We start from the raw sequence: 25,465 nt of genomic DNA on the forward strand, positions 1-25,465 counted from the left end.
ACGTGCAACAGATAGCCCGCTCTGTCGCCCTGGCGTTTAATAATTTACCGCGACCACACCGCGTTATGTTGGGGTCGCTCACCGTTCTTACTCTGGCCGTCGCTGTCTGGCGGCCCTATGTTTACCACCGCGACGCCACGCCAATTGTCAAAACTATTGAGCTGGAACAAAACGAAATCCGTTCACTTTTACCTGAAGCCAGTGAACCGATTGATCAAGCCGCACAAGAAGATGAAGCCATTCCGCAAGATGAACTGGACGACAAGATCGCCGGAGAAGCGGGTGTGCATGAATATGTTGTTTCCACAGGCGATACGCTAAGTAGCATCCTCAATCAATATGGTATTGATATGGGTGATATCACCCAACTGGCTGCTGCGGATAAAGATCTGCGTAACCTGAAAATTGGTCAACAACTCACCTGGACATTAACCGCAGAGGGCGATTTACAACGTCTGACCTGGGAAGTTTCTCGTCGGGAAACGCGTACCTATGACCGCACTGCAGCAAACGGTTTTAAAATGACCAGCGAAATGCAGCAAGGGGAGTGGGTTAATAATCTACTGAAAGGCACTGTAGGGTCGAGCTTTGTTGCCAGCGCCAGAAGTGCTGGTTTAACCAGTGCTGAAGTGAGCGCAGTGATTAAAGCGTTACAGTGGCAGATGGACTTTCGGAAGGTTAAAAAAGGCGATGAATTTGCGGTATTAATGTCACGTGAAATGCTTGATGGCAAACGTGAACAAAGCCAGTTACTGGGCGTACGTTTGCGTTCTGAAGGTAAAGATTACTACGCTATCCGTGCCGAAGATGGCAAGTTCTATGATCGTAACGGTACTGGTCTGGCGAAAGGATTCTTGCGATTCCCGACGGCGAAGCAGTTCCGTATCTCGTCTAACTTTAACCCGCGTCGTCTGAACCCGGTAACAGGCCGCGTTGCGCCGCACAGGGGCGTTGATTTCGCGATGCCACAGGGTACGCCGGTACTTTCGGTGGGTGACGGTGAAGTGGTTGTAGCCAAACGCAGTGGCGCCGCAGGTTATTATGTTGCGATCCGTCATGGCCGCACCTATACCACGCGTTATATGCACCTGCGCAAGATTCTGGTGAAACCGGGGCAGAAGGTAAAACGTGGCGATCGTATCGCGCTTTCTGGTAATACCGGGCGTTCAACCGGGCCGCATTTGCACTATGAAGTATGGATCAACCAGCAGGCCGTAAACCCGCTGACGGCGAAACTGCCGCGTACCGAAGGGCTGACTGGCTCCGATCGCAGTGAGTTCCTGGCGCAGGCCAAAGAGATTGTGCCGCAGCTACAGTTTGATTAATTAACACCCATTCGCAGCCGGTACGCAGTCAGTACCGGCTTTTTTATTTGGTGCGGGGCAAGTTGCGCCGCTACACTATCAGCAGATTGATATTTGCCTTATCCGAAACTGGAAAAGCATGGAAACGAAAAAAAATAATAGTGAATACATTCCTGAGTTTGATAAATCCTTTCGCCATCCGCGTTACTGGGGAGCCTGGTTGGGTGTGGCGGCGATGGCCGGCATTGCCTTAACCCCTCCGAAATTCCGCGATCCCATTCTGGCGCGGCTGGGACGTTTTGCCGGACGATTGGGTAAAAGCTCACGTCGTCGTGCGTTAATCAATCTGTCTCTTTGCTTTCCAGAACGTAGCGAAGCTGAACGCGAAGCGATTGTGGATGAGATGTTTGCCACAGCGCCGCAGGCGATGGCGATGATGGCAGAATTGGCGATACGCGGGCCGGAAAAAATTCAGCCGCGCGTAGACTGGCAGGGACTGGAAATCATCGAAGAGATGCGGCGTAACGACGAGAAAGTGATCTTTCTGGTGCCGCACGGCTGGGCGGTAGATATCCCCGCGATGCTGATGGCCTCGCAAGGGCAGAAAATGGCGGCGATGTTCCATAATCAGGGCAATCCGGTTTTTGATTATGTCTGGAACACCGTGCGTCGTCGTTTTGGCGGTCGTCTACATGCGAGGAATGACGGCATAAAACCGTTCATCCAGTCGGTTCGTCAGGGGTACTGGGGCTATTATTTGCCCGATCAGGATCATGGCCCGGAGCACAGTGAATTTGTTGATTTCTTTGCAACCTATAAAGCGACGCTGCCCGCGATTGGTCGTCTGATGAAAGTGTGTCGTGCGCGTGTCGTACCGTTGTTTCCGATTTATGACGGCAAGACACATCGTTTGACGATTCAGGTGCGCCCGCCGATGGATGACTTGTCAGAGGCAGATGACCATACCATTGCGCGGCGGATGAATGAAGAAGTCGAGATTTTTGTTGGTCCGCGACCAGAGCAATACACCTGGATTTTAAAATTGCTCAAGACTCGCAAACCGGGCGAAATCCAGCCTTATAAACGTAAAGATCTTTATCCTATCAAATAGAAAAAGCCTCTCACGAAGAGAGGCTTTCGTCTGATGATAAGTTCAAGTTTGCTTCAAATCTGTTGAATTATCATTGAATTGCAGGCCGGACAAGGCGTTTTCACCGTATCCGGCAATGTACTTACTCTACGGTTAAAATACGCGTGGTATTGGTAGAACCCACGGTACTCATCACATCGCCCTGGGTGACAATTACCAGGTCACCAGACATCAGGTAGCCTTTATCGCGCAGCAGATTTACCGCTTCGCTGGCAGCAACCACGCCATCATTCGCGCTGTCAAAATAGACCGGCGTTACACCACGATAAAGCGCAGTCAGGTTCAGGGTGCGCTCATGGCGAGACATCGCAAAAATTGGCAGTCCGGAGCTGATACGGGAAGTCATCAGCGCGGTACGACCTGATTCGGTCATGGTGATGATAGCGGTAACACCTTTCAGGTGGTTAGCCGCATACATCGCGGACATGGCGATAGCTTCTTCCACATTGTCGAATTGAACGTCCAGACGATGTTTAGACACGTTGATGCTTGGGATTTTTTCCGCACCCAGGCAAACGCGCGCCATGGCTGCAACGGTTTCTGACGGATACTGACCCGCAGCAGTTTCTGCAGACAACATTACTGCGTCAGTACCATCCAGCACGGCGTTTGCCACGTCCATAACTTCTGCTCGAGTCGGCATTGGGTTGGTAATCATTGACTCCATCATCTGGGTCGCAGTGATTACCGCGCGGTTCAGCTGACGCGCGCGACGAATCAACGCTTTCTGAATGCCGACCAGTTCAGGATCGCCAATTTCTACGCCGAGGTCGCCACGTGCAACCATCACCACGTCAGAGGCGAGAATAATGTCGTCCATCGCGTCCTGGCTGCAAACGGCTTCTGCACGTTCAACCTTGGCGACAATTTTCGCATCACAACCTGCGTCGCGCGCCAGACGGCGAGCATAGTTCAGATCTTCGCCGCAGCGAGGGAAGGAGACAGCCAGGTAATCCACGCCAATCAGCGCCGCAGTCTGGATATCTGCTTTATCTTTCTCGGTCAGTGCTTCAGCCGACAGGCCGCCGCCGAGTTTGTTGATCCCTTTATTGTTGGAGAGAGGGCCGCCGACGGTCACTTCGGTGAACACTTTCATGCCCTGGACTTCCAGCACTTTTAACTGAACGCGACCGTCGTCGAGCAGCAAAATATCGCCAGGCACGACGTCAGCAGGCAATCCTTTATAGTCGATACCGACTTTTTCTTTATCGCCTTCACCTTTCCCCAGGTTGGCGTCCAGCAGGAATTTATCCCCAATATTGAGGAATACCTTACCTTCTTTAAAGGTAGATACACGAATCTTTGGCCCCTGAAGGTCACCCAGAATAGCCACATGACGCCCCAGTTTTGCGGCAATTTCACGAACTTTATCCGCGCGCATTTTGTGATCTTCAGGCGAGCCGTGAGAAAAGTTCATACGTACAACGTTTGCGCCGGCAGCGATAACTTTTTCAAGGTTATTATCGCGATCAGTAGCAGGGCCTAACGTGGTAACGATTTTGGTTCTGCGAAGCCTTCTGGACATGTAATACTCCGTTGACTGAAACAACAAGGTGTTGCTTGAACATGAAATCCGAATGAAATAAAGCCATTTTGGCGATAAATTAATCTCATTCGGATGTCGTATAAGATTAGAACAGTGGCAATCGTTTTAACGATCGTCACTTAAATTAAGTAACTGCTTATCAAAACGCGATTCCTTGAGAGCTTCCTTGACCCGCTTCAAGTTATCTCTGAATTTTGCGCCGCGTCGCAAAGTAAATCCTGTTGCCAGCACATCTATCACGGTCAACTGGGCAAGTCGAGAGACCATGGGCATATAAATGTCAGTATCTTCCGGTACGTCGAGGGTAATTGCCAGCGTTGCTTCCCGGGCGAGTGGTGTACCAGCAGAGGTGAGGGCGATCACCATTGCGTCGTTTTCCCGCGCCAGTTGTGCCAGTTCAACCAGATTTTTGGTCCTGCCGGTGTGGGAAATCAACACAACGACGTCCCCATCGCTACAGTTCATACAACTCATTCGCTGCAGTACGATATCGTCCGAGTAGATCACCGGAACATTGAAGCGAAAAAACTTATTCATTGCATCGTGAGCAACAGCGGCAGAAGAACCTAACCCGAAAAAGGCAATTTTCTTCGCCTGGGTGAGGAGATCAACAGCACGATTGACGGCGGACTTATCCAGCGAGTGGCGGACGTGATCGAGAGTAGCCATTGCCGACTCAAATATTTTCCCTGTGTATGATTCAACGCTGTCATCTTCACTGACGTTGCGATTAACATAGGGTGTGCCATTAGCCAGACTTTGCGCCAGATGCAGTTTAAAATCAGGAAAACCGCGTGTGTCCATGCTGCGACAGAAACGATTGACTGTCGGTTCGCTAACATTGGCTTCCAGTGCCAGCGCAGCAATACTCGAATGGATCGCGTTGTCGGGCGAGACAAGAATGACCTCGGCAACTTTGCGTTCTGATTTGCTCAAATGTTCCAGCTGAGACTGGATTTTTTCCAGCATATTCATGATGTAAAGAGACTCACGGGTAATGACGATTTCCGCACTGAAAGAAATCGAAATGCAGTTTTGTCAGATATTACGCCTGTGCGCTGTGTTAATGACAAAAGCAGATAAAAAAGTTGTTATTTTTTTTCATAACATGATCAGTGTCAGATTTTTACCCAAAGGAAAACGATGGTTTTTTTATCAGTTTTGCCGCACTTTACGCGCTTTTGCCGTAATCGCACGGGTGGATAAGCGTTTACAGTTTTCGCAAGCTCGTAAAAGCAGTACAGTGCACCGTAAGAAAATTACAATTATACCCAGGCTTAAGTACCGGGTTAGTTAACTTAAGGAGAATGACATGGCGGTAACGCAAACAGCCCAGGCCTGTGACCTGGTCATTTTCGGCGCGAAAGGCGACCTTGCGCGTCGTAAATTGCTGCCTTCCCTGTATCAACTGGAAAAAGCCGGTCAGCTCAACCCAGACACCCGGATTATCGGCGTAGGGCGTGCTGACTGGGATAAAGCGGCATATACCAAAGTTGTCCGCGAGGCGCTCGAAACTTTCATGAAAGAAACCATTGATGAAGGTTTATGGGACACCCTGAGTGCGCGTCTGGATTTTTGTAATCTCGACGTCAATGATACGGCTGCATTCAGTCGTCTCGGTGCGATGCTGGATCAAAAAAATCGTATCACCATTAACTACTTTGCCATGCCTCCTGGCACCTTTGGTGCAATCTGCAAAGGGCTGGGTGAGGCGAAATTGAACGGCAAACCGGCACGCGTGGTGATGGAAAAACCGCTGGGTACGTCGCTGGCGACCTCGCGTGAAATCAACGATCAGGTAGGCGAATACTTCGAGGAGTGTCAGGTTTACCGTATCGACCACTATCTGGGTAAAGAAACGGTACTGAACCTGCTGGCGCTGCGTTTTGCTAACTCACTGTTTGTGAACAACTGGGACAATCGCACCATTGATCATGTTGAGATCACGGTGGCAGAAGAGGTTGGGATCGAAGGGCGCTGGGGCTATTTTGATAAAGCCGGTCAGATGCGCGATATGATCCAGAACCACCTGCTACAAATTCTCTGCATGATTGCGATGTCTCCGCCGTCTGACCTGAGTGCCGATAGCATCCGGGATGAAAAAGTGAAAGTACTGAAGTCGCTGCGCCGCATTGATCGCTCTAACGTGCGTGAAAAGACGGTGCGTGGGCAGTACACCGCAGGTTTTGCGCAGGGCAAAAAAGTGCCGGGTTATCTGGAAGAAGAGGGCGCGAACAAAAGCAGTAACACGGAAACCTTCGTGGCGATCCGCGTCGACATCGATAACTGGCGCTGGGCTGGCGTACCGTTCTACCTGCGTACCGGTAAACGTCTGCCGACTAAATGCTCTGAAGTGGTGGTCTATTTCAAAACGCCAGAACTGAATCTGTTTAAAGAATCCTGGCAGGATCTGCCGCAGAACAAATTAACCATCCGTCTGCAACCTGATGAAGGCGTGGATATCCAGGTACTGAATAAAGTCCCGGGTCTTGACCACAAACATAACCTGCAAATCACTAAGCTGGATCTGAGCTATTCAGAAACCTTTAATCAGACACATCTGGCTGATGCTTACGAACGTCTGTTGTTGGAAACGATGCGCGGTATTCAGGCGTTGTTTGTGCGTCGCGATGAAGTAGAAGAAGCGTGGAAATGGGTGGATTCTATTACTGAAGCCTGGGCGATGGACAACGATGCACCGAAACCGTATCAGGCCGGAACCTGGGGACCTGTTGCCTCGGTGGCGATGATTACTCGTGACGGTCGTTCCTGGAATGAGTTTGAGTAATATCTCGACTTATCCTTACGGGTTATTTTACCGGTAACATGATCTTGCACAGATTGTAGAGTAATTTTTACACTTTTGAGCCTCGTGTGGATTCACCCACGAGGCTTTTTTTATTACACTGACTGAAACGTTTCTGCCCTATGAGCTCCGGTTACAGGCGTTTCAGTCATAATTTTCCTGAATGAAACGCGTTGTGAATCATCCTGCTCTGACAACTCAATTTCAGGAGCCTTTATGAATCCACAATTGTTACGCGTAACAAATCGAATCATTGAACGTTCGCGCGAGACTCGCTCTGCATACCTCGCCCGGATCGAACAAGCGAAAACTTCGACCGTTCATCGTTCGCAGTTGGCATGTGGTAACCTGGCACACGGTTTCGCTGCCTGCCAGCCAGAAGACAAAGCCTCTCTGAAAAGCATGTTGCGTAACAATATTGCTATCATCACCTCCTACAACGACATGCTCTCTGCCCACCAGCCTTATGAACACTACCCGGAGATTATTCGTAAAGCACTGCATGAAGCCAACGCGGTCGGTCAGGTTGCAGGTGGTGTTCCTGCTATGTGCGATGGTGTAACCCAGGGGCAGGACGGCATGGAACTGTCGCTGCTAAGCCGCGAAGTGATTGCAATGTCTGCGGCGGTGGGGCTGTCCCATAATATGTTTGATGGCGCGCTGTTTCTCGGCGTGTGCGACAAGATTGTCCCTGGGCTTACGATGGCGGCTTTGTCGTTCGGTCATCTGCCTGCGGTATTTGTGCCATCAGGTCCAATGGCAAGCGGGTTGCCAAATAAAGAAAAAGTACGTATTCGCCAGCTTTATGCCGAAGGCAAAGTGGATCGTATGGCGCTGCTGGAGTCAGAAGCTGCATCTTATCATGCGCCGGGTACATGTACTTTCTACGGTACTGCCAACACCAACCAGATGGTGGTGGAGTTTATGGGGATGCAGTTGCCGGGCTCTTCTTTTGTTCATCCGGACTCCCCGTTGCGTGATGCATTAACCGCAGCCGCTGCGCGCCAGGTTACACGCATGACCGGCAATGGTAATGAATGGATGCCGATCGGTAAGATGATCGACGAGAAAGTGGTGGTGAACGGTATTGTTGCACTGCTGGCGACCGGCGGCTCCACTAACCACACAATGCATCTGGTGGCGATGGCGCGTGCGGCGGGTATTCAGATTAACTGGGATGACTTCTCTGATCTTTCTGATGTCGTACCGCTGATGGCGCGTCTCTACCCGAACGGTCCGGCTGATATTAACCACTTCCAGGCGGCAGGTGGTGTACCGGTGCTGGTGCGTGAACTGCTCAAGGCGGGTCTGCTGCATGAAGATGTCAACACGGTAGCGGGTTTTGGCCTTTCGCGTTATACCCTCGAACCATGGCTGAATAACGGTGAGCTGGACTGGCGCGAAGGCGCAGAAAAATCGCTCGACAGTAATGTGATAGCTTCCTTCGAGCAGCCTTTCTCTCATCATGGTGGGACAAAAGTGTTAAGTGGTAACCTGGGGCGTGCGGTCATGAAGACCTCTGCCGTGCCGGTAGAAAATCAGGTAATTGAAGCGCCTGCGGTTGTTTTTGAAAGCCAGCATGACGTTATGCCGGCCTTTGAAGCGGGTTTGCTGGACCGCGATTGTGTGGTCGTTGTCCGTCATCAGGGGCCAAAAGCGAACGGAATGCCAGAATTACATAAACTCATGCCGCCACTTGGTGTATTATTGGACCGGTGTTTCAAAATTGCGTTAGTTACTGATGGACGACTCTCTGGTGCTTCAGGTAAAGTGCCGTCAGCTATCCACGTAACACCAGAAGCCTACGATGGCGGGCTGCTGGCAAAAGTGCGCGACGGGGACATCATTCGTGTGAATGGACAGACAGGCGAACTGACGCTGCTGGTAGACGAAGCGGAACTGGCTGCTCGCGAACCGCACATTCCTGACCTGAGCGCGTCACGCGTGGGAACAGGACGTGAATTATTCAGCGCCTTGCGTGAAAAACTGTCCGGTGCCGAACAGGGCGCAACCTGTATCACTTTTTAAGATGACAAATTTGTAATCAGGCGAGAGAAAACTCTGATGAAAAACTGGAAAACAAGTGCAGAATCAATCCTGACCACCGGCCCGGTTGTACCGGTTATCGTGGTAAAAAAACTGGAACACGCGGTGCCGATGGCAAAAGCGTTGGTTGCTGGTGGGGTGCGCGTTCTGGAAGTGACTCTGCGTACCGAGTGTGCAGTTGATGCTATCCGTGCTATCGCCAAAGAAGTGCCTGAAGCGATTGTGGGTGCCGGTACGGTGCTGAATCCACAGCAACTGGCAGAAGTGACCGAAGCGGGTGCACAGTTCGCAATCAGCCCGGGTCTGACTGAGCCACTGCTGAAAGCGGCGACTGAAGGTACAATTCCTCTGATCCCAGGGATCAGCACTGTTTCCGAACTGATGCTGGGTATGGACTACGGCCTGAAAGAGTTCAAATTCTTCCCGGCTGAAGCTAACGGCGGCGTGAAAGCCCTGCAGGCGATCGCAGGTCCGTTCTCCCAGGTGCGTTTCTGCCCGACTGGTGGTATTTCTCCGGCTAACTACCGTGATTACCTGGCGCTGAAAAGCGTACTGTGCATCGGTGGTTCCTGGCTGGTTCCGGCGGATGCGCTGGAAGCGGGCGATTACGACCGTATTACTAAACTGGCGCGTGAAGCAGTAGAAGGCGCTAAGCTGTAAAAGTTAAAAATGCCCGATTGTGAATCGGGCATTTTTGTCGCTTGCTTTTAACAGATTTAACCTTGCACTTTCACCTGACCGGCGGCGTGCTTCGCGCGTTCAATCGCCTCATCAACACTCTCTGCGGTCGCCAGAGCCACACCCAGACGACGGCTGCCATCAATTTCCGGCTTACCAAATAATCTAATCTGTAAACCTGCGCCTACGGCATTCTGCACATTATCAAACGTGACATTCTGACTGGTCAGTTGCGGCAGGATAACGGCTGAAGCGGCTGGACCATACTGGCGGATCCCACCAACAGGCAGTCCAAGGAACGCGCGTACATGCAGGGCAAACTCTGAGAGATCCTGAGAAATTAACGTCACCATCCCGGTGTCATGCGGGCGAGGGGAGACTTCACTGAAAATCACCTCATCACCACAGACAAACAACTCGACACCAAACAGCCCATAACCGCCCAGCGCCAGCACTACTTTACGGGCAATCTCCTGCGCACGTTCAAGGGCAAGTGGGCTCATTTGCTGCGGTTGCCATGATTCACGGTAGTCTCCATCTTCCTGACGATGACCTACTGGCGCACAGAAATGGACACCATCCACGGCGCTGACGGTCAGTAGTGTAATTTCGAAGTCAAACTTAACCACGCCTTCAACAATCACACGACCCGCTCCGGCGCGACCACCTTGCTGGGCGTACTCCCACGCCTGAGCAAGCTGTTCGGCAGAGCGAATAAATGTCTGCCCCTTGCCGGAAGAACTCATCACCGGTTTAACAATACAGGGATAGCCAATGGCGGCAACCGCCTCGCGGAAAAGGTTTTCGCTGTCGGCAAAACGATACGTTGAAGTGGGAATATGCAGCTCTTCTGCCGCCAGACGGCGGATGCCCTCGCGATTCATGGTTAATTTCGTCGCGCGCGCGCAGGGGACAACATTCAGTCCTTCCTCTTCAAGCTGGAGCAGCATATCGGTGGCAATAGCTTCAATCTCCGGCACGATATAGTGCGGCTTTTCCAGTTCAACCACGCGGCGCAATGCATCACCATCCAGCATATTAATGACATGGGAGCGGTGCGCGACATGCATGGCTGGCGCGTCGGCATAGCGATCAACCGCAATCACCTCTACGCCGAGGCGCTGGCACTCGATTGCCACTTCTTTACCCAGTTCACCGGAACCTAATAACATCACGCGAGTTGCTGCCGGACGCAGCGCAGTGCCTAATAACGTCATAACGAATATCCCTTGATTAATTCCGCGTGAAGTATAAACGAAAACGTTTGCGTGTGTCTTTATTGCTTGATTGCTTGCGTTGATTTCTCAACTGAAAAGAAATATACTGTATAAAATTACAGTTATGATGAGAGGCTGCAAATGGCGGTTGAAATTAAATACGTAGTCATTCGTGAGGGCGAAGAGAAGATGTCGTTTACCAGCAAAAAGGAAGCCGATGCTTATGACAAAATGCTTGATACGGCGGATCTGCTCGACACCTGGCTGGCAAATTCCCCGGTCAAAATGGAAGACGAGCAACGTGAAGCTCTTTCACTGTGGCTGGCAGAACAGAAAGATGTCCTGAGTACCATTCTGAAAACAGGCAAATTACCGTCTCCGCAGGTGGTCGATAATAGCAACGATGCGGAAGATGAGACCCACGCCGCCTGAAGCAACTTGCGCTCCTGACAATTTGTACCATGCTTTCTCCTGAATCATTGTGCTATGGAGAAAAACATGAAAAAAAGAGGAGCGTTGTTGGGGCTGTTACTGCTTTCTGCCTGCGCATCAGTTTTCGCTGCAAATAACGAAACCAGCAAGTCGGTAACTTTCCCAAAGTGTGAAGGTCTGGATGCAGCCGGAATTGCCGCGAGTGTAAAACGCGATTATCAACAAAACCGCATAGCGCGCTGGGCAGACGATCAAAAAATCGTTGGTCAGGCAGATCCGGTAGCGTGGGTCAGTTTGCAGGATATTCAGGGTAAAGATGATAAATGGTCAGTTCCGCTAACTGTGCGCGGTAAAAGTGCCGATATTCATTATCAGGTAAGCGTGGACTGTAAAGCGGGAATGGCCGAGTATCAGCGTCGTTAATGGCTATTAGTCATTGCGCATAATTCCTGGCGGATGCGGCGTAAACGCCTGTCCGCCTTACAATATTTCACACCCGTAGGCATGATAAGGCGCGACCGCATCGCAGCAGGCAATCAGCAACAGATAATCCCAATCAATCCTTCCCCCAAATTTCCAACATAGCAGCTCCACAGCAAGCACCTTATCTGACGCGAATTTCCGTCGCTGACTTCCTTTTCGGTCCGCTTATTTGCGCATCTTTTGCCGCAATATACACTTTCTGACATCCTCATCCGCTATGCTACAGGCACTAAAAATGGTTATTGAGGAGCAAATATGGCTAACTGGTTAAATCAACTGCAATCCCTTCTTGGGCAAAACAGTTCTTCTACCTCCTCGTCTACGGATCAGGGATTGGGCAAACTTTTAGTGCCGGGCGCATTAGGCGGGCTGGCAGGGCTGCTGGTCGCAAATAAATCAGCACGTAAACTTCTCACGAAATATGGCACCAATGCGTTGCTGGTTGGCGGCGGAGCGGTAGCGGGTACGGTGCTGTGGAACAAATACAAAGATAAAATTCGTGCGGCGCATCAGGACGAACCGCAGTTCGGTACTCAAAGCACGCCGCTGGATGAGCGTACGGAACGTTTGATCCTTGCACTGGTCTTTGCCGCTAAAAGTGATGGTCATATTGATGCCAAAGAACGTGCGGCTATCGACCAGCAATTGCGTGAAGCTGGTGTGGAGGAGCAGGGACGTGTTCTCATTGAACAGGCAATTGAACAACCGCTGGATCCACAGCGCCTGGCGAATGGGATTCGTAATGAAGAAGAGGCGCTGGAAATCTATTTCTTGAGCTGTGCAGCTATTGATATTGATCATTTCATGGAGCGTAGCTACCTGAATGCATTGGGCGACGCGCTGAAAATTCCCCAGGATGTTCGTGAAGGGATCGAACGCGATCTCGAACAGCAAAAGCGCACTTTGGCGGAATAATTCCGCTCTCTGGATAGCCTGACAGTGGACTATTTCGGGCTATCCAAAACCGCACAGCCATTTGAACAGACTGATTTTCTCTGTCAGCATATCATTCGATATCCACGCCATTACCTGTCATCATCTGAGCAATGACTACCCTGTTTCGCTTGCATCCCGGGTGAGTTTTGCCACCCTTATAAGATGTTTCAACCAGAAAGAACAATAACATGCTACCAAAAGCCGCCCGCATTCCCCACGCCATGACGCTTCATGGCGATACGCGCATCGATAATTACTACTGGCTGCGGGACGACACACGCTCGCAGCCGGAAGTACTGGACTACCTGCAACAAGAAAATAGCTACGGTCATCGGGTGATGGCCTCGCAACAAGCCTTGCAGGATCGCATATTAAAGGAAATTATCGACCGCATTCCGCAAAGAGAAGTTTCTGCGCCCTACATCAAAAATGGCTACCGCTACCGGCATATTTATGAACCTGGCTGTGAATATGCCATCTACCAGCGTCAGTCGGCGTTCAGTGAAGAGTGGGATGAGTGGGAAACATTGCTCGATGCCAACAAGCGCGCGGCGCACAGTGAGTTTTATTCGATGGGCGGAATGGCAATTACCCCCGATAACACCATTATGGCGCTGGCGGAAGATTTCCTTTCCCGGCGCCAGTACGGCATCCGTTTTCGCAATCTTGAAACGGGCAACTGGTATCCTGAATTGCTGGATAATGTCGATCCCAGCTTTGTCTGGGCGAATGACTCGTGGACTTTCTATTATGTGCGTAAGCATCCGGTGACGCTGCTGCCTTATCAGGTTTGGCGCCACGCCATCGGGACTCCGGCATCGCAAGATAAACTGATCTACGAAGAAAAAGACGATACCTATTACGTCAGTTTGCATAAAACGACATCGAAGCACTATGTAGTCATTCACCTGGCCAGCGCCACCACCAGTGAAGTTCGCTTGCTGGACGCGGAAATGGCCGATGCCGAGCCGTTTGTTTTTCTGCCGCGCCGCAAAGATCACGAATACAGTCTTGATCACTACCAGCATCGGTTTTATGTGCGTTCCAATCGTAACGGCAAAAACTTTGGCTTATACCGTACCCGTATGCGCGATGAGCAACAGTGGGAAGAGTTAATTCCGCCACGCGATAACATCATGCTGGAAGGGTTTACGCTGTTTACCGACTGGCTGGTGGTTGAAGAGCGTCAGCGCGGGTTAACCAGTTTGCGCCAAATTAACCGCAAGACACGGGAAGTCATCGGCATTGCCTTTGATGATCCGGCCTACGTGACCTGGATTGCCTACAATCCAGAACCTGAAACTGCGCGATTGCGTTACGGTTATTCCTCCATGACCACGCCAGATACTTTATTTGAACTGGATATGGATACCGGCGAGCGCCGCGTGTTGAAACAAACTGAAGTACCCGGTTTTGATGCGGCGAATTACCGCAGTGAACACTTGTGGATCACTGCCCGGGATGGCGTCGAAGTTCCGGTTTCGCTGGTCTATCATCGTAAGCACTTCCAGAAAGGCAACAATCCGCTTCTGGTATACGGTTATGGTTCTTACGGCGCAAGCATAGATGCCGATTTCAGTTTTAGCCGCCTGAGTTTGTTGGATCGTGGATTTGTCTACGCCATTGTGCATGTTCGTGGTGGCGGCGAACTGGGGCAACAATGGTACGAAGACGGTAAATTCCTGAAGAAGAAAAATACGTTTAATGATTACCTTGATGCCTGCGATGCTTTGTTAAAACTGGGCTATGGCTCTCCTTCGCTCTGTTATGCAATGGGAGGCAGTGCGGGGGGAATGCTGATGGGGGTCGCGATTAACGAACGCCCCGAACTGTTCCACGGTGTTATCGCTCAGGTGCCGTTTGTTGATGTCGTGACGACGATGCTTGATGAATCAATACCTCTTACCACTGGCGAATTTGAAGAGTGGGGGAATCCGCAGGATCCGCAATATTATGAGTATATGAAAAGCTACAGCCCGTATGACAACGTCACCGCGCAGCCTTATCCGCATTTGCTGGTAACGACCGGTTTACACGATTCACAGGTGCAATACTGGGAACCGGCAAAATGGGTGGCTAAATTGCGCGAGCTTAAAACCGATGACCATCTGTTATTGCTGTGTACCGACATGGACTCAGGGCACGGCGGTAAATCGGGGCGCTTCAAATCTTACGAAGGTGTGGCGATGGAATATGCTTTTCTGGTTGCGCTGGCGCAGGGGACATTACCCGGTCAGCCAACGGCTTAAGCATTCTCCAGATAATGCTTCAACGTTAAACGCAATTCCGGGCTCATACTGTCGAGGTTATTAAACAACCAGCGCAGGTAGCCCGGATCGCGCTCTGCAACTTCTGATACTGCTTTACCGCGATACTTGCCAAACGTGAACGTCGTTAACAATGATGGACGTCCAGTGATATCCGCCATTTGTTCCACCGTCCAGCCGGATGTGTTCATAATATCGATAAGCAAGGCAGCGGTGATGTAACAGTCATACAGCGCACGGTGGTGATGCAAGCCTGGCGGCGTTTGTACATTGAGTTTACGTGTTTTATACAACGCCATATTGCTGTACTTGATTCCTGGCCACAAACGACGAGCCAGTTTCATCGTGCAGATCCACTCGCCAGGCATTTCAGGCAGTACGCGGCGGTCAAAGCTGGCGTTGTGTGCGACATACCATTCACTACCATAGTAGTGCGGGATCACCTCCTCAATCCACGGTTTGTCGGCGACCATGGCTTCGGTAATTCGGTGAATTGCCATAGCCTGTGGGCTGATGGGACGGTCGGGGCGCACCAGGTGGCTCATGGGGTTGACGATTTTCCCATCAACAACATCAACTGAGGCAATCTCGACGATCCCTCCCTGTAAACCGCAGGTTTCTGTATCGATAATACGCAGCATGGCAAAACTCCGGGCCGAAAACGCCTAGCGTAATGGAATGATATCGCCTTGCCAACCCTGCGGTGTGCGTTGACCAACTAACAATAACGAACCGCGATCGGCGCGAACAATAAGGCTGCCATGTTCATCCCACAGTGCGCTGTTGCCCCGGGCATTAGCCATCAGGACGGCGATGGAGAATTGATGTGAGAAAAATTGTAAGTGGCGAGTAGAAGCTAACAGGTCGGGTTCACTGATGCACTGACCGGTGGTAAACAGCGAACAGGTTGGGGGCATATCAATGCCTTCAGGTTGTCCATCCACCACAGTGATGGTTTTCGAATGTCGATCCAGACATGCGCCGTGGCTTTGATGATAAATTCCGGGCGCGTTCATCCCTGGGGCGAATACTGCAATACCACGAATAAAACGTTCATTATGTTCAACGGGGAGGCCGGTAATAATGGTCATTCGCCATGTTGTCGCGGCATAACAAAGCGGGGCTAACAGCGAAAGGTCGGGCGGGGCAGGAAGAGATCGTCGTTTATAATCACAGCCCAATAGAGAAAGCGAGGGAAAAACTAAAAGTTCGCACTGCTGTCTGGCGGCAGCCCTCACGAACTCCAGATGATGGGCTACCTGCTCAGTGAGTGAGGCATTACGAGGCTCATATTGTGCTGCTGCGACTTTCCTGTATGTCATGATGACTTCCTTTTCACAGTGTCCGCAAATATTGATGCGTATAAGAAAATACTCACAATTTAGCAGGCATCATGTAAGAAAGTGTAACTTAATATAAGGTTTATTTAAGTTTAGGCTCGTAAGGTAAACGTGACAGATTTACAGAGGCGAGACGGTGGGTGATAAGGCGCTCACGAAACCAGCTTCGCAGGTGTTCCGGTTGTTCACGTTCAACCGCCTCAGCAATTACCGGCATATTGTAACGTTCTTTAAATGCCACCCCGGCAGCAGCCAGATCGACATTAACTTTATCCATTTCAGTTTGATCCAGTTTAGCCAGATTCTTCAGCATATTGTGTCTCCTCGTTAATTGCGGGCAAAAGTTACTAAGAGTCAGCCAGGATGGCAAGCCGGAATTGATGATCCTCGACTCTATCATTAGACAAGGTTATGCTCTGTAAAAAAGTTATTACAAAAAGGAATAGATAATATGGTTTCAACTGCACGCTCTCTTCGTTACGCACTCGTATTTTTTGCCGCTTCGCTGGCGCCTTCTGTCTGGGCACATGCGCATCTGACGCATCAGTATCCTGCGGCGAATGCGGAGGTTACTGCTGCCCCACAGGCCATTACTTTAAACTTCTCTGAAAGTATTGAACCCGGATTCAGCGGCGCCAAAATCATCGGTTCAAAGAATGAAGATATTAAAACATTACCCGCGAAGCGTAATGAACAAGACAAAAACCAATTGATTGTTCCGCTTGCCGACGCCCTGAAGCCCGGAAGTTATACCGTCAACTGGCATGTTGTCTCGGTGGACGGGCATAAAACCAAAGGGCATTACACCTTTACAGTGAAATAAAACATGCTGGCGTTTACCTGGGTCGCACTGCGATTTATCCATTTTACCTCCCTGATGCTGGTCTTTGGCTTCGCGATGTATGGCGCATGGCTGGCTCCAATGGCACTTCGTCGCTTGCTGACGAAACGTTTTCTGCGTTTACAACAACATGCTGCCGTCTGGAGTTTGAGCAGCGCCGCTGCGATGTTCGCCGTTCAGGGCGGGTTGATGGGCGCGGGATGGTCGGATGTGGTTTCGTTGAACATTTGGCAATCGGTGTTACAAACGCAGTTTGGTGGTGTCTGGATTTGGCAAATCGTTCTCGCCCTCGTTACGCTAACCGTCGCTCTGATGCAACCAGGGAACATGCCACGTTTGTTGTTTGTGCTAACTACCGCGCAATTTATCCTGATGGCGGGAGTAGGACATGCGACGTTAAACGAAGGATTAACAGCGAAAATCCATCAGACTAATCACGCTGTACATCTGATTTGCGCGGCTGCATGGTTTGGTGGCTTGCTGCCAGTTGTCTGGTGTATGCGGTTGGTGAAAGGGCGCTGGCGACGTCAGGCCATTCATGCACTGATGCGATTCTCCTGGTGTGGGCATTTTGCGGTGATTGGCGTGCTGGCAAGCGGCGTGCTTAATGCATTATTCATTACCGGATTTCCCGCAACACTTGCGACTTACTGGGGGCAGCTTTTATTTCTAAAGGTCATATTGGTGATGATTATGGTAGCCATTGCACTGGCAAATCGTTATGTTCTGGTGCCACGGATGGGGCAAGATGAAGACCGTGCGGCTCCGTGGTTTGTGTGGATGACAAAACTCGAATGGGCGATTGGTGCGGTTGTGCTGGTGATTATCAGCCTGCTTGCAACTCTCGAACCTTTTTGATGGATTACGAAAATGATGAAAAAAAGTATTCTGGCATTTGTATTGCTTACCAGTTCGGCAGCGGCGCTGGCGGCGCCACAAGTGATCACCGTTAGTCGCTTTGAAATTGGCAAAGACAAATGGGCATTTAATCGTGAAGAAGTGATGCTGACATGCCGACCGGGCAATGCGCTGTATGTCATTAACCCCAGCACTCTGGTGCAGTACCCTTTGAACGATGTCGCGCAAAAAGAAGTTACCAGCGGAAAGACCAACGCCCAGCCTATCTCAGTGATCCAGATTGATGATCCTAACAAACCAGATGAAAAAATGAGTCTGGCACCGTTTATTGAAAGAGCTGAGAAACTCTGTTAATTATCTATAGTAGTCTTTTGATTTCCAATAAAAAACCGCCCGAATGCTTTCACCAGAACGGGCGGTTTTTAACATTTAAGAGGATGATAAACGCGCTTTTTTTCTGACCACTTTACGCGCGGACTGGAAAACCTGGCGTCGTCATCTATTCTTAAAGGGCAAGGCAACTAAGCCTGCATTAATGCCAACTTTTAGCGCACGGCTCTCTCCCAAGAGCCATTTCCCTGGACCGAATACAGGAATCGTGTTCGGTCTCTTTTTATCTATAAAGCCAGTTTGATGATTACATCACAGCTTTTACTGCACTGACTTCACCATCAACCATAGCACACACTCTACTGCTTCAGTCCAGGCTTTTTTAACATTCTTGTTAAGATAATGTGATCTTCTGCGCGGGAGTAAGGAATTGATGAAACAGGCGAGACACATCTATCAGAAGATTGATGGCAGTCAGTGGCGACATATCTGGCTGGTGGGGGATATTCATGGCTGCCTGGCGCAACTGCGTAAGAAATTGTGGCACTGCCGGTTTGACCCGTGGCAAGACTTGCTGATCTCGGTTGGTGACGTTATCGATCGTGGCCCGGAGAGTTTGCGTTGCCTGCAATTACTGGATCAACGCTGGGTCAGAGCGGTAAGGGGCAATCATGAGCAGATGGCGATAGATGCGCTGGATTCACAGCAGATGTCTTTGTGGTTTATGAATGGCGGTGACTGGTTTGCCACACTGACCGAGCGCCAATGTGAGCAGGCGAGAATGGCGCTGGAAAAGTGCTGGTCTTTGCCGTGGATAATTGAATTAAGCTGTAGTAGCGGATTGCATGTCATCGCCCATGCGGATTACCCCAACGATATTTATGAGTGGCATAAGGAAGTCGATCTGCATCAGGTGTTGTGGAGTCGATCGCGATTGCGTGGGAGTCAAAAAGGGCAGGGAATTACAGGTGCCGATCATTTCTGGTTTGGGCATACGCCATTACGGCATCGCGTGGATATCGGTAACTTGCATTATATTGATACCGGTGCCGTCTTCGGAGGTGAGTTGACTCTTGTGCAACTGCAATAATTAAAAGTCACTGTGCTCGTGTGCAGGTCGCCAGAAACCATCAATAAAATCCTCAATCGGAAAACAGCCGCCGTGACGGATCCGTTGATCGTCCATTGAATAGAGGCACTGCTGTTCCGTATTGTAGACATCAACCACAATATCGTCACAACCAGCGTCCAGATAGCAAACAAAAAGTACCAGCGCGAACATTTCATCCTCGAAGTGCGGTGCCGTACCGTTAAGTTTAGGGGAGATTTTACAACGGGGGAAATAACCAGGATAAATAACCCGTCATGCCGACGGGTTCTTTTTGGATCAGGCAAGACGCATAATCCAGGCATCAGACTTTTGATCGTAGCGGGTACGGTAAAGGACAGAGTGTTCGCCGTTTAGCAGGGCTGGAATGCTGGTTTCGGCGTCCCAGGCATCAAGTTGCATACATAAATCCGGGTCAGATTTACAGGGGATGGTTAACGTTCGGTCACCAGGCGATTCGCCGGTTAACTCGCCGTCGTCGATTTCAAAAGCGCCTATGCGTACACTGGTTTTCATCTTCGTGCTCTCCATTTAAGTGCCGGTTGTGGTACGACCAGTCCGATCGCACCATTTTTCAGCGTAGTTGAGGCAGCCGAATGCGCCAGTCAAAACGTGCGCTTTTTTTGTGCGTTGTCAGGCGTTACCGGTAAACAGTTTCCCGTCGCGCACCAGCTCCCGTGGGTAACTGTTTTTCAGCCGTGAGCCAATACGTTTGGCTAAACCGATTGGCTGATGCTGGAAGGTGACCAGCACATCATCCGTAGTTGGCGCGGTTTGCGGGTAGACGTCGCGCCCGCGATACCACTCTTCCGCTTCCTGTGGTGTCAGTTCAAACGCGTTAGCGTGATCGGGGGAGGCAAGGGCAATGACGGCTTCATGCTGCCAGCGATAACCTTTGTTATGCGTTTCAGCAAGTTTAATCCCCAGACGGGAAAATCGGACTTTACCGATCAACGCTTCAATGCCCACCGGGAATAACCAGATTTCTTTATCGCGCTGCCAGAGGCGCAGGTTTTCATCCCAGTTTAAGCCGACACTTGCAGCTGCCTGCCGAATTTGTGCGGTTTCGCGATCTTTCACCGGGGTAAACGGAAAATTGCCCACTTTATATTTCGGCGCAGGTAACGCGGGAATCGCCTGAGTTTTACGTAGACGAGCAACGAAAAAGCCTTCGCAATCATAAATTTGTGGGAAAACATGCAAAAAGCCTTCCTCGGTCAGCGCCTTGTTTGCACCAGGGAAGAGATCGCCAAGCGGTAAAAACTCTACTGCGTCGGGGTAAGTCTCTTTCAGCCACTGGCAAACGGCTTCGTTTTCTTCCCGGTTTAAGGTACAGGTCGAGTAAACCAGCGTACCGCCAGGGCGTAATGCATGAAAGGCGCTGTCGATCAGCTCCCGTTGGGTAGCTGCGATTTCCTGATTGCTTTCGGGTGACCAGTTTTTTAGCGCATCGGGATCTTTACGCACCACGCCTTCACCGGAGCAGGGAGCGTCCAGCAAAATGGCATCGAACATTTCTGGCACTGCCGCACCAAACACGCGGCCATCAAAATGCGTGAGCGCAACATTACTGATGCCACAGCGGCTGATATTGGCATGTAACACTTTAACCCGGCTGGCGGAAAACTCATTGGCAAGGAGCGCCCCTTCGTTATTCATCCGTGCGGCAATCTGCGTCGTTTTTGAGCCTGGTGCAGCAGCGACATCCATCACCCGCTGTGGGGCGTTACCGTCGGCAAACAATGCGGCAACGGGCAACATTGAACTGGCTTCCTGAATATAAAACAGGCCACTCAAATGCTCGGCGGTACTACCCAGCGGCAATGCATCTTCATCGTCGCGTTCAATCCAGAAACCTTCTTCACACCACGGAATTGGCGTAAGCGTCCAGTCATAAGGAGCGGTTAATTGCAGGAAATCAGCAACGGAGATTTTCAGCGTATTAACGCGAATGCTGCGGCGCAACGGGCGCTGACAGGCGGCAAGAAAATCATCAAATGAGAGCGTCGAAGGCATTGCTTCACGCATTTGCGTCAGAAAGGCGTCCGGGAAATAAACGGTGTGTTGGGCCACGAGCATGTACCACTGGCAAAAAAACAGGCGCGCAGTTTAGCATAAACGCTCCGGCGCAGGTACGCCGGAGCAGTGTGCATTATTTGGGTAGCGCGGTTCCCCACTCACGCCACTCTTTCGGTTCGCTTTCCAGCAACAAGAAGTGTTTGCCTTCCTGGGCTTTCGGTGCCAGCGGAGTACCAGGCGGAGTGGCAAAAGCGATCCCACCACGGATAAACTGGTTAAACGTACCGGTTTTCACTACGCCACCCGTAAGACCAAAGTCCAGACTGTAGCCCGATGCCAGCCAGAAGACGGAATTGTTACGCACCAGGTGTTGATAACGTTTACTAATGCGCATCGCAATCATCACCCGATCCGATAGTGTGCCCAGCGTCATTCCAGTGACCGTACCCACTTCCAGACCACGGAACAGTACCGGTGTACCGATGCCTAACGATCCGGCCTCTGGCGCTTCAACAATAATGCTTAAGCCATCCAGGTAACGAGAATCGGTAATGGTAGCCTCCTGTAATTCAAAGTCGCGGCGAGGATTACCACGTCCGGGTTCGACGTTAATATACGGCTGGAGGATGGTATCAAGGTGCTCAACGCCGGCTGCCGAAATCTGCGGTGTGACCACCGAGAAGCGTGTACCACCGCGAGCGAAGGTCTGGACATATTCTGGATAGAGCACCGCTTTTGCCTGTACTTCATTACGTGCGGTTATCAGATCCAGCGTCTGAATTTGCCCGATATCAATACCGAGGTAGCGAATTGGCATACCGACCGCCAGTTTTCCGGCATCAAAAGCGTGGAGCGTAATCTGCCCGCCGACGGCACGAGCTGCCGTTTCTGACGCATACAGAATACGCTTATCGCCTTTACGCTGGCTGGCGCTGGCGCCGCTGAGGTTATCGAAGCTGATAGCCCCCTTTAACGCCCGTGAAAGTGGCGAAGCCTGTACGGTCAGGCCGCTACCATTAAGCTGAACTTTCGCTCCGCCTTCTGCCCAGAACACGCTGTTGCTGGTCAGAAGGTTGCGATATTCCGGTTTAATATGCAGATCGATATCAAAGGCGTTAGCCCGTGGGCGCACAGTGATGACTTCGCCAACCTCAAACTTACGGTACAGCACTACCGATCCCGCCTGCACGTCTGGTAATGTTTCTGCACTCAAACTCACGGTCGTGGTGGGCAAATCGCTAAGGCTGTTTTCCAGGGCTTTTTCCAGATTGGCATACAGCGGATAGCTGGCTTTCATTTCGCCTTTATCGCCCGGCAGAATACGTATTCCTCCGTTGATCCATTCAGAGGCGCTGGCACCGAGAAACTCAACGCCGTCCAGTCCCACTTTCACATCGACACGGCTGTTGACGACAAATTTGCTGTCGCCTTTTACCAGCTCGCGATGCTGTGGTTCAATGGCGACGGTAAAGGTGACGCCTTTGCTGGTGAGTTTACGTTCAATTACCTGACCGACCTGCACGCCATGCAGAATGAGCGGCTGGCCTGCATCAATACCGTAACTTTCTGGCGCGGTCAGGGTCAGCGTCAGAACATCAGGTTCATGCAGCAGGGCTTTCTCCCCAGGCACAACGACAAACTCCTTGCGCGGCTCACCATCGCCTGGCACCAGCTCGAAGGTTTTGCCCGTGAGCAGGGCGCTGAGGTTGGCATCGCTGAGGGATAATTTCGGGTTGCGTAATTCGATGCGGGTATTTTCCCGTAACAGCGTTACGACGCTGGGATCAACGGTCATTTCTCCGGTGACTTTGCCGCCTGGGTTTAAATCCAGTTTCGTCAGTTGTCCGACTTCCAGCCCCTGATACATTAACGGCGTTGAGTCGGCGGTTAATCCGGCACCGCTCGGCAGTTCCAGTTTTATGATTACCCCACGCTGGCTGTGGGCGAGGTCTTCATACAAACCAAAGGTATCTTCCGCTTCAGCAGGTTTCGACTCTTCCGGCGAATCGAAGGCAATCGCACCGTTAACCAGCGCAGCCAGACTTTCCAGTTTCACTTTCGCGCCACTGATACTGACATTGGCATCAACGCCAGAAACGTTCCAGAAGCGACTCCCTTTTTTCACCAGATCGGTAAAACGCCGCTCAATCAGGACATCAATCACCACGCCCTGGTTATTGGGGTTGATCGCATAGTCGTAGACACGTCCCACCGGGATCTTGCGAAAATAGACCAGCGAACCACTATTCAGCGAACCAAGATCGGGAGCCTGTAGGTGGATCATCAGATCACCATTATCCAGTCGATATTTCGGTTGGGTATCGAGGGCGACAAAGTGATCCTGCTCTTTGCCTTTGCCTGGCATCATGCCGATATAGTTACCCCCAACCAGCGCATCCAGCCCGGAGACACCTGCCAGAGAGGCTTTTGGGGTCACCAGCCAGAACTGCGTCTCTTCGCGCAGCGCATCTTTCATATCGGACTTGATGCTGACCCTGACTTCAATCTTACGAAGATCATCGCTGAGGCTGACATCCTGAACTGTTCCGACTTCAACCCCCTGATAACGAACAGGTGTGCGGCCAGGGACAATGCCGTCCGCCGACATAAAGTCGATGGTGACGGTGTTCCCCCGATCCTGATAACTGTCCCAAATCAGCCAGCCGGCAATCATTAGCGCAATGAACGGCAGTAGCCAGAAAGGTGAGATACGGCGTTTAGTTTTAATCTGCGCTTCAGTCGTCGAAGCGGGCGTTTCCTGACTCATGTGCATCCCAAAGTAAGCGGCTGTCCAGCCATTCCACTGCAAGAATAGTTAAAATAACCGCTGCGCCGAAATAAAACGCAGCCGGTCCCATAGTAAAAGCGAGGATCTGATCGCGATTGATCAGCGACATAGTTAAAGAAATGACAAACAGATCGAGCATCGACCAGCGACCAATCCAGGTCACCATTCGCAGTAACAGTATTCGCGTGCGTAGCCCTTGCTGGCATTTAAAATGAATGCTCAATAATAAAGTGAACATAACAATCACTTTGGTAAACGGCACCAGAATACTGGCGATAAACACAATTCCGGCGACCGCAATATTGCTGTTTGCCAGCGACATAATGCCGGAAAGAATCGTATCTTCTTGTCGTCCACCGTTCAGATAAATGATCGAGATAGGCAACAGGTTGGCTGGTAACAACAAGACGACTGAAGCCAACAGCGCCGCCCAACATTTTTGAAGACTATGATGACGACGCAGGCGAAGCGGGATATGGCAGCGGGGGCAGCGACCGCGCGGATCAGGGTAGCCGGTAAAGTGACACCCCAGGCAAACGCGTAGTTTCGCGTCCCTGCGCGTGGCAGGGCGTTCAGGATAAAATCGCTCCCACAGCTGTTCAACATTAAGATGTGACAACGTCGCCGTCGTTAAAATCACCAACGCCACAAAAGAGAATAAGCCGACACCAGCCTGGATATGGGCATAATCCTGTACCTTTATAGAAGCAACACCAATGCCGACCAGGTAGATATCCAGCATCACCCACTCTTTCAGTCGCTCAAGCATCAGCAGTACCGGGCGTAAGTTCATCCCCAGTCGGTTGCCAAACCACAAATAAGCAATAGATGTGACGAGGATAAGTGGGGCGCCGATAACGCAGAAAAAGACCATCGCGCCCGTTACAGGATCACCTTGTTTAGTCATTTGCCAGATGCCCTGCATGACGTTGGCGTCAATACGAATACCTAACAGCCAGATATGCAACAGTGGTTCGCCCCAGGCAAACGGCATCAGCAACAGCATGGTGAACGCCATTGCCGCCAGGCGCGTTAGCGACCAGTCACGCCCGTCACGAATTTTGGCCTGACAGCGCGGACAATAGGCACTTTGATGCGAATTTATCTCGGGCAGGCTAAACAGCATGTCACATTGCGGGCAACGTTGGTAATCACCACGCGGCAGTTCCTCGCCGATTGAGCTCACTGTTATCTTTTTTGTTGGCGTAATTTGCGGGGTGTTAAGTGCCATGACGAGCCAAATATAGTAAGAATTAGCATTAATCTTAACCCATGATGGGAATGATCTTGAGCATTAACGCATTTAATGCTTATTT

At 50.9% G+C, this 25,465-nt stretch carries 25 protein-coding genes; 14 read left to right on the plus strand and 11 right to left on the minus strand.

The window, feature by feature from the left end; all coding sequences use genetic code 11:
- The first annotated feature begins 2 nt into the window (after positions 1 to 2).
- Together mepM and lpxM are read left to right on the plus strand one after the other, a co-directional pair.
- Positions 3 to 1,325: a murein DD-endopeptidase MepM gene (gene mepM / locus WES_RS12215; RefSeq protein ID WP_001184035.1), complete on the plus strand. Its 1,323-nt coding sequence runs from the start codon at positions 3 to 5 to the stop codon at positions 1,323 to 1,325.
- A 118-nt stretch (positions 1,326 to 1,443) separates the two neighbouring features.
- Positions 1,444 to 2,415 (plus strand): lauroyl-Kdo(2)-lipid IV(A) myristoyltransferase, encoded by a 972-nt coding sequence (lpxM, locus tag WES_RS12210; RefSeq protein ID WP_010357026.1) that lies wholly within the window; start codon positions 1,444 to 1,446, stop codon positions 2,413 to 2,415.
- A 121-nt stretch (positions 2,416 to 2,536) separates the two neighbouring features.
- Here the strand turns inward: lpxM and pyk are convergent, their stop codons facing one another.
- Positions 2,537 to 3,979, minus strand: coding sequence for a pyruvate kinase (gene pyk / locus WES_RS12205; protein ID WP_000091160.1), 1,443 nt, complete (start codon positions 3,977 to 3,979; stop codon positions 2,537 to 2,539).
- Between the two features lie 126 nt (positions 3,980 to 4,105).
- Positions 4,106 to 4,975 carry a DNA-binding transcriptional regulator HexR gene (gene hexR / locus WES_RS12200; protein ID WP_001056712.1) on the minus strand — a complete coding sequence of 290 codons (870 nt, stop codon included), beginning with the start codon at positions 4,973 to 4,975 and terminating at the stop codon, positions 4,106 to 4,108.
- Between the two features lie 22 nt (positions 4,976 to 4,997).
- Here hexR and WES_RS12195 point away from each other — a divergent pair, with 22 nt between their 5' ends.
- From WES_RS12195 to kdgA, 4 genes are all read left to right on the plus strand, one after another.
- Positions 4,998 to 5,297, plus strand: coding sequence for a hypothetical protein (locus tag WES_RS12195; protein WP_016158103.1), 300 nt, complete (start codon positions 4,998 to 5,000; stop codon positions 5,295 to 5,297).
- A 15-nt stretch (positions 5,298 to 5,312) separates the two neighbouring features.
- The gene (gene zwf / locus WES_RS12190; protein WP_000301722.1) at positions 5,313 to 6,788 is read left to right on the plus strand and encodes a glucose-6-phosphate dehydrogenase; all 1,476 of its coding nucleotides are present in this window, start codon (positions 5,313 to 5,315) and stop codon (positions 6,786 to 6,788) included.
- Positions 6,789 to 7,022: 234 nt separating this feature from the next.
- Positions 7,023 to 8,834, plus strand: coding sequence for a phosphogluconate dehydratase (gene edd / locus WES_RS12185; protein ID WP_001069467.1), 1,812 nt, complete (start codon positions 7,023 to 7,025; stop codon positions 8,832 to 8,834).
- A gap of 36 nt (positions 8,835 to 8,870) precedes the next feature.
- Positions 8,871 to 9,512: a bifunctional 4-hydroxy-2-oxoglutarate aldolase/2-dehydro-3-deoxy-phosphogluconate aldolase gene (gene kdgA / locus WES_RS12180; RefSeq protein ID WP_000800512.1), complete on the plus strand. Its 642-nt coding sequence runs from the start codon at positions 8,871 to 8,873 to the stop codon at positions 9,510 to 9,512.
- 56 nt (positions 9,513 to 9,568) lie between these two features.
- On the opposite strand, the gene purT is transcribed toward kdgA, so the two are convergent.
- The gene (gene purT, locus WES_RS12175; protein WP_016158106.1) at positions 9,569 to 10,747 is read right to left on the minus strand and encodes a formate-dependent phosphoribosylglycinamide formyltransferase; all 1,179 of its coding nucleotides are present in this window, start codon (positions 10,745 to 10,747) and stop codon (positions 9,569 to 9,571) included.
- 141 nt (positions 10,748 to 10,888) lie between these two features.
- Between purT and yebG the strand changes: the two genes are divergently transcribed.
- From yebG to ptrB, 4 genes are all read left to right on the plus strand, one after another.
- Positions 10,889 to 11,179 (plus strand): DNA damage-inducible protein YebG, encoded by a 291-nt coding sequence (gene yebG, locus WES_RS12170; RefSeq protein WP_000257576.1) that lies wholly within the window; start codon positions 10,889 to 10,891, stop codon positions 11,177 to 11,179.
- Positions 11,180 to 11,245: 66 nt separating this feature from the next.
- Positions 11,246 to 11,602, plus strand: a complete 357-nt coding sequence (yebF, locus tag WES_RS12165) for a protein YebF (protein WP_010351432.1) — start codon at positions 11,246 to 11,248, stop codon at positions 11,600 to 11,602.
- Positions 11,603 to 11,917: 315 nt separating this feature from the next.
- The gene (locus tag WES_RS12160) at positions 11,918 to 12,577 is read left to right on the plus strand and encodes a tellurite resistance TerB family protein (protein WP_000024718.1); all 660 of its coding nucleotides are present in this window, start codon (positions 11,918 to 11,920) and stop codon (positions 12,575 to 12,577) included.
- Between the two features lie 209 nt (positions 12,578 to 12,786).
- Positions 12,787 to 14,847 (plus strand): oligopeptidase B, encoded by a 2,061-nt coding sequence (gene ptrB / locus WES_RS12155; protein ID WP_000936926.1) that lies wholly within the window; start codon positions 12,787 to 12,789, stop codon positions 14,845 to 14,847.
- Here ptrB and exoX read toward each other — a convergent pair.
- From exoX to holE, 3 genes are all read right to left on the minus strand, one after another.
- On the minus strand, positions 14,844 to 15,506 hold the full coding sequence (gene exoX / locus WES_RS12150; protein ID WP_000944291.1) for an exodeoxyribonuclease X: 663 nt from the start codon (positions 15,504 to 15,506) through the stop codon (positions 14,844 to 14,846). The two genes, ptrB and exoX, sit on opposite strands and share 4 nt — an antisense overlap.
- Before the next feature lie 24 nt (positions 15,507 to 15,530).
- Positions 15,531 to 16,187 carry a carbon-nitrogen hydrolase family protein YobB gene (yobB, locus tag WES_RS12145; RefSeq protein ID WP_000222244.1) on the minus strand — a complete coding sequence of 219 codons (657 nt, stop codon included), beginning with the start codon at positions 16,185 to 16,187 and terminating at the stop codon, positions 15,531 to 15,533.
- A gap of 100 nt (positions 16,188 to 16,287) precedes the next feature.
- Positions 16,288 to 16,518, minus strand: a complete 231-nt coding sequence (gene holE, locus WES_RS12140) for a DNA polymerase III subunit theta (protein WP_000916765.1) — start codon at positions 16,516 to 16,518, stop codon at positions 16,288 to 16,290.
- A gap of 138 nt (positions 16,519 to 16,656) precedes the next feature.
- Here holE and yobA point away from each other — a divergent pair, with 138 nt between their 5' ends.
- The 4 genes from yobA to pphA all read left to right on the plus strand — a co-directional run bounded on the left by yobA (position 16,657) and on the right by pphA (position 19,324).
- Positions 16,657 to 17,028: a CopC domain-containing protein YobA gene (yobA, locus tag WES_RS12135; protein ID WP_000255066.1), complete on the plus strand. Its 372-nt coding sequence runs from the start codon at positions 16,657 to 16,659 to the stop codon at positions 17,026 to 17,028.
- A gap of 3 nt (positions 17,029 to 17,031) precedes the next feature.
- The gene (copD, locus tag WES_RS12130) at positions 17,032 to 17,904 is read left to right on the plus strand and encodes a copper homeostasis membrane protein CopD (RefSeq protein ID WP_000879338.1); all 873 of its coding nucleotides are present in this window, start codon (positions 17,032 to 17,034) and stop codon (positions 17,902 to 17,904) included.
- Between the two features lie 12 nt (positions 17,905 to 17,916).
- Complete coding sequence (locus WES_RS12125) at positions 17,917 to 18,258, plus strand: YebY family protein (RefSeq protein WP_016158107.1); 342 nt, start codon at positions 17,917 to 17,919, stop codon at positions 18,256 to 18,258.
- Positions 18,259 to 18,667: 409 nt separating this feature from the next.
- Positions 18,668 to 19,324 (plus strand): protein-serine/threonine phosphatase, encoded by a 657-nt coding sequence (pphA, locus tag WES_RS12120; RefSeq protein ID WP_016158108.1) that lies wholly within the window; start codon positions 18,668 to 18,670, stop codon positions 19,322 to 19,324.
- On the opposite strand, the gene WES_RS12115 is transcribed toward pphA, so the two are convergent.
- From WES_RS12115 to yebS, 5 genes are all read right to left on the minus strand, one after another.
- Positions 19,325 to 19,516 carry a YdfD/YebW family protein gene (locus WES_RS12115; RefSeq protein ID WP_000457830.1) on the minus strand — a complete coding sequence of 64 codons (192 nt, stop codon included), beginning with the start codon at positions 19,514 to 19,516 and terminating at the stop codon, positions 19,325 to 19,327.
- Positions 19,517 to 19,621: 105 nt separating this feature from the next.
- A complete protein-coding gene (locus tag WES_RS12110; protein WP_010345804.1) occupies positions 19,622 to 19,858 on the minus strand; it encodes a DUF1480 family protein in 237 nt (78 codons plus the stop codon).
- A gap of 117 nt (positions 19,859 to 19,975) precedes the next feature.
- Positions 19,976 to 21,415, minus strand: a complete 1,440-nt coding sequence (rsmF, locus tag WES_RS12105; RefSeq protein ID WP_024195122.1) for a 16S rRNA (cytosine(1407)-C(5))-methyltransferase RsmF — start codon at positions 21,413 to 21,415, stop codon at positions 19,976 to 19,978.
- Between the two features lie 79 nt (positions 21,416 to 21,494).
- Positions 21,495 to 24,128 carry a lipid-binding membrane homeostasis protein YebT gene (yebT, locus tag WES_RS12100; RefSeq protein WP_016235189.1) on the minus strand — a complete coding sequence of 878 codons (2,634 nt, stop codon included), beginning with the start codon at positions 24,126 to 24,128 and terminating at the stop codon, positions 21,495 to 21,497.
- Positions 24,097 to 25,380 (minus strand): membrane integrity lipid transport subunit YebS, encoded by a 1,284-nt coding sequence (yebS, locus tag WES_RS12095; protein WP_016158113.1) that lies wholly within the window; start codon positions 25,378 to 25,380, stop codon positions 24,097 to 24,099. The genes yebT and yebS overlap by 32 nt, the downstream gene beginning before the upstream one ends.
- Positions 25,381 to 25,465: the final 85 nt, after the last annotated feature.

Origin of the sequence: Escherichia sp. KTE31, assembly GCF_000407925.1 — a bacterium.
Classification (GTDB): Bacteria; Pseudomonadota; Gammaproteobacteria; order Enterobacterales; family Enterobacteriaceae; genus Escherichia; species Escherichia ruysiae.

Excerpts from the sequence above, each read along its gene's own strand:
- yebS (WP_016158113.1), bottom strand. The coding sequence starts at position 25,380 with ATGGCACTTAACACCCCGCAAATTACGCCAACAAAAAAGATAACAGTG.
- WES_RS12125 (WP_016158107.1), top strand. The coding sequence starts at position 17,917 with ATGATGAAAAAAAGTATTCTGGCATTTGTATTGCTTACCAGTTCGGCA.
- holE (WP_000916765.1), bottom strand. The coding sequence starts at position 16,518 with ATGCTGAAGAATCTGGCTAAACTGGATCAAACTGAAATGGATAAAGTT.
- lpxM (WP_010357026.1), top strand. The coding sequence starts at position 1,444 with ATGGAAACGAAAAAAAATAATAGTGAATACATTCCTGAGTTTGATAAA.
- yobB (WP_000222244.1), bottom strand. The coding sequence starts at position 16,187 with ATGACATACAGGAAAGTCGCAGCAGCACAATATGAGCCTCGTAATGCC.
- yebT (WP_016235189.1), bottom strand. The coding sequence starts at position 24,128 with ATGAGTCAGGAAACGCCCGCTTCGACGACTGAAGCGCAGATTAAAACT.
- kdgA (WP_000800512.1), top strand. The coding sequence starts at position 8,871 with ATGAAAAACTGGAAAACAAGTGCAGAATCAATCCTGACCACCGGCCCG.
- WES_RS12115 (WP_000457830.1), bottom strand. The coding sequence starts at position 19,516 with ATGTTCGCGCTGGTACTTTTTGTTTGCTATCTGGACGCTGGTTGTGAC.
- WES_RS12160 (WP_000024718.1), top strand. The coding sequence starts at position 11,918 with ATGGCTAACTGGTTAAATCAACTGCAATCCCTTCTTGGGCAAAACAGT.
- yebG (WP_000257576.1), top strand. The coding sequence starts at position 10,889 with ATGGCGGTTGAAATTAAATACGTAGTCATTCGTGAGGGCGAAGAGAAG.
- exoX (WP_000944291.1), bottom strand. The coding sequence starts at position 15,506 with ATGCTGCGTATTATCGATACAGAAACCTGCGGTTTACAGGGAGGGATC.
- zwf (WP_000301722.1), top strand. The coding sequence starts at position 5,313 with ATGGCGGTAACGCAAACAGCCCAGGCCTGTGACCTGGTCATTTTCGGC.
- edd (WP_001069467.1), top strand. The coding sequence starts at position 7,023 with ATGAATCCACAATTGTTACGCGTAACAAATCGAATCATTGAACGTTCG.
- pphA (WP_016158108.1), top strand. The coding sequence starts at position 18,668 with ATGAAACAGGCGAGACACATCTATCAGAAGATTGATGGCAGTCAGTGG.
- WES_RS12195 (WP_016158103.1), top strand. The coding sequence starts at position 4,998 with ATGACGATTTCCGCACTGAAAGAAATCGAAATGCAGTTTTGTCAGATA.
- yebF (WP_010351432.1), top strand. The coding sequence starts at position 11,246 with ATGAAAAAAAGAGGAGCGTTGTTGGGGCTGTTACTGCTTTCTGCCTGC.
- copD (WP_000879338.1), top strand. The coding sequence starts at position 17,032 with ATGCTGGCGTTTACCTGGGTCGCACTGCGATTTATCCATTTTACCTCC.
- ptrB (WP_000936926.1), top strand. The coding sequence starts at position 12,787 with ATGCTACCAAAAGCCGCCCGCATTCCCCACGCCATGACGCTTCATGGC.
- purT (WP_016158106.1), bottom strand. The coding sequence starts at position 10,747 with ATGACGTTATTAGGCACTGCGCTGCGTCCGGCAGCAACTCGCGTGATG.
- WES_RS12110 (WP_010345804.1), bottom strand. The coding sequence starts at position 19,858 with ATGAAAACCAGTGTACGCATAGGCGCTTTTGAAATCGACGACGGCGAG.
- pyk (WP_000091160.1), bottom strand. The coding sequence starts at position 3,979 with ATGTCCAGAAGGCTTCGCAGAACCAAAATCGTTACCACGTTAGGCCCT.
- yobA (WP_000255066.1), top strand. The coding sequence starts at position 16,657 with ATGGTTTCAACTGCACGCTCTCTTCGTTACGCACTCGTATTTTTTGCC.
- hexR (WP_001056712.1), bottom strand. The coding sequence starts at position 4,975 with ATGAATATGCTGGAAAAAATCCAGTCTCAGCTGGAACATTTGAGCAAA.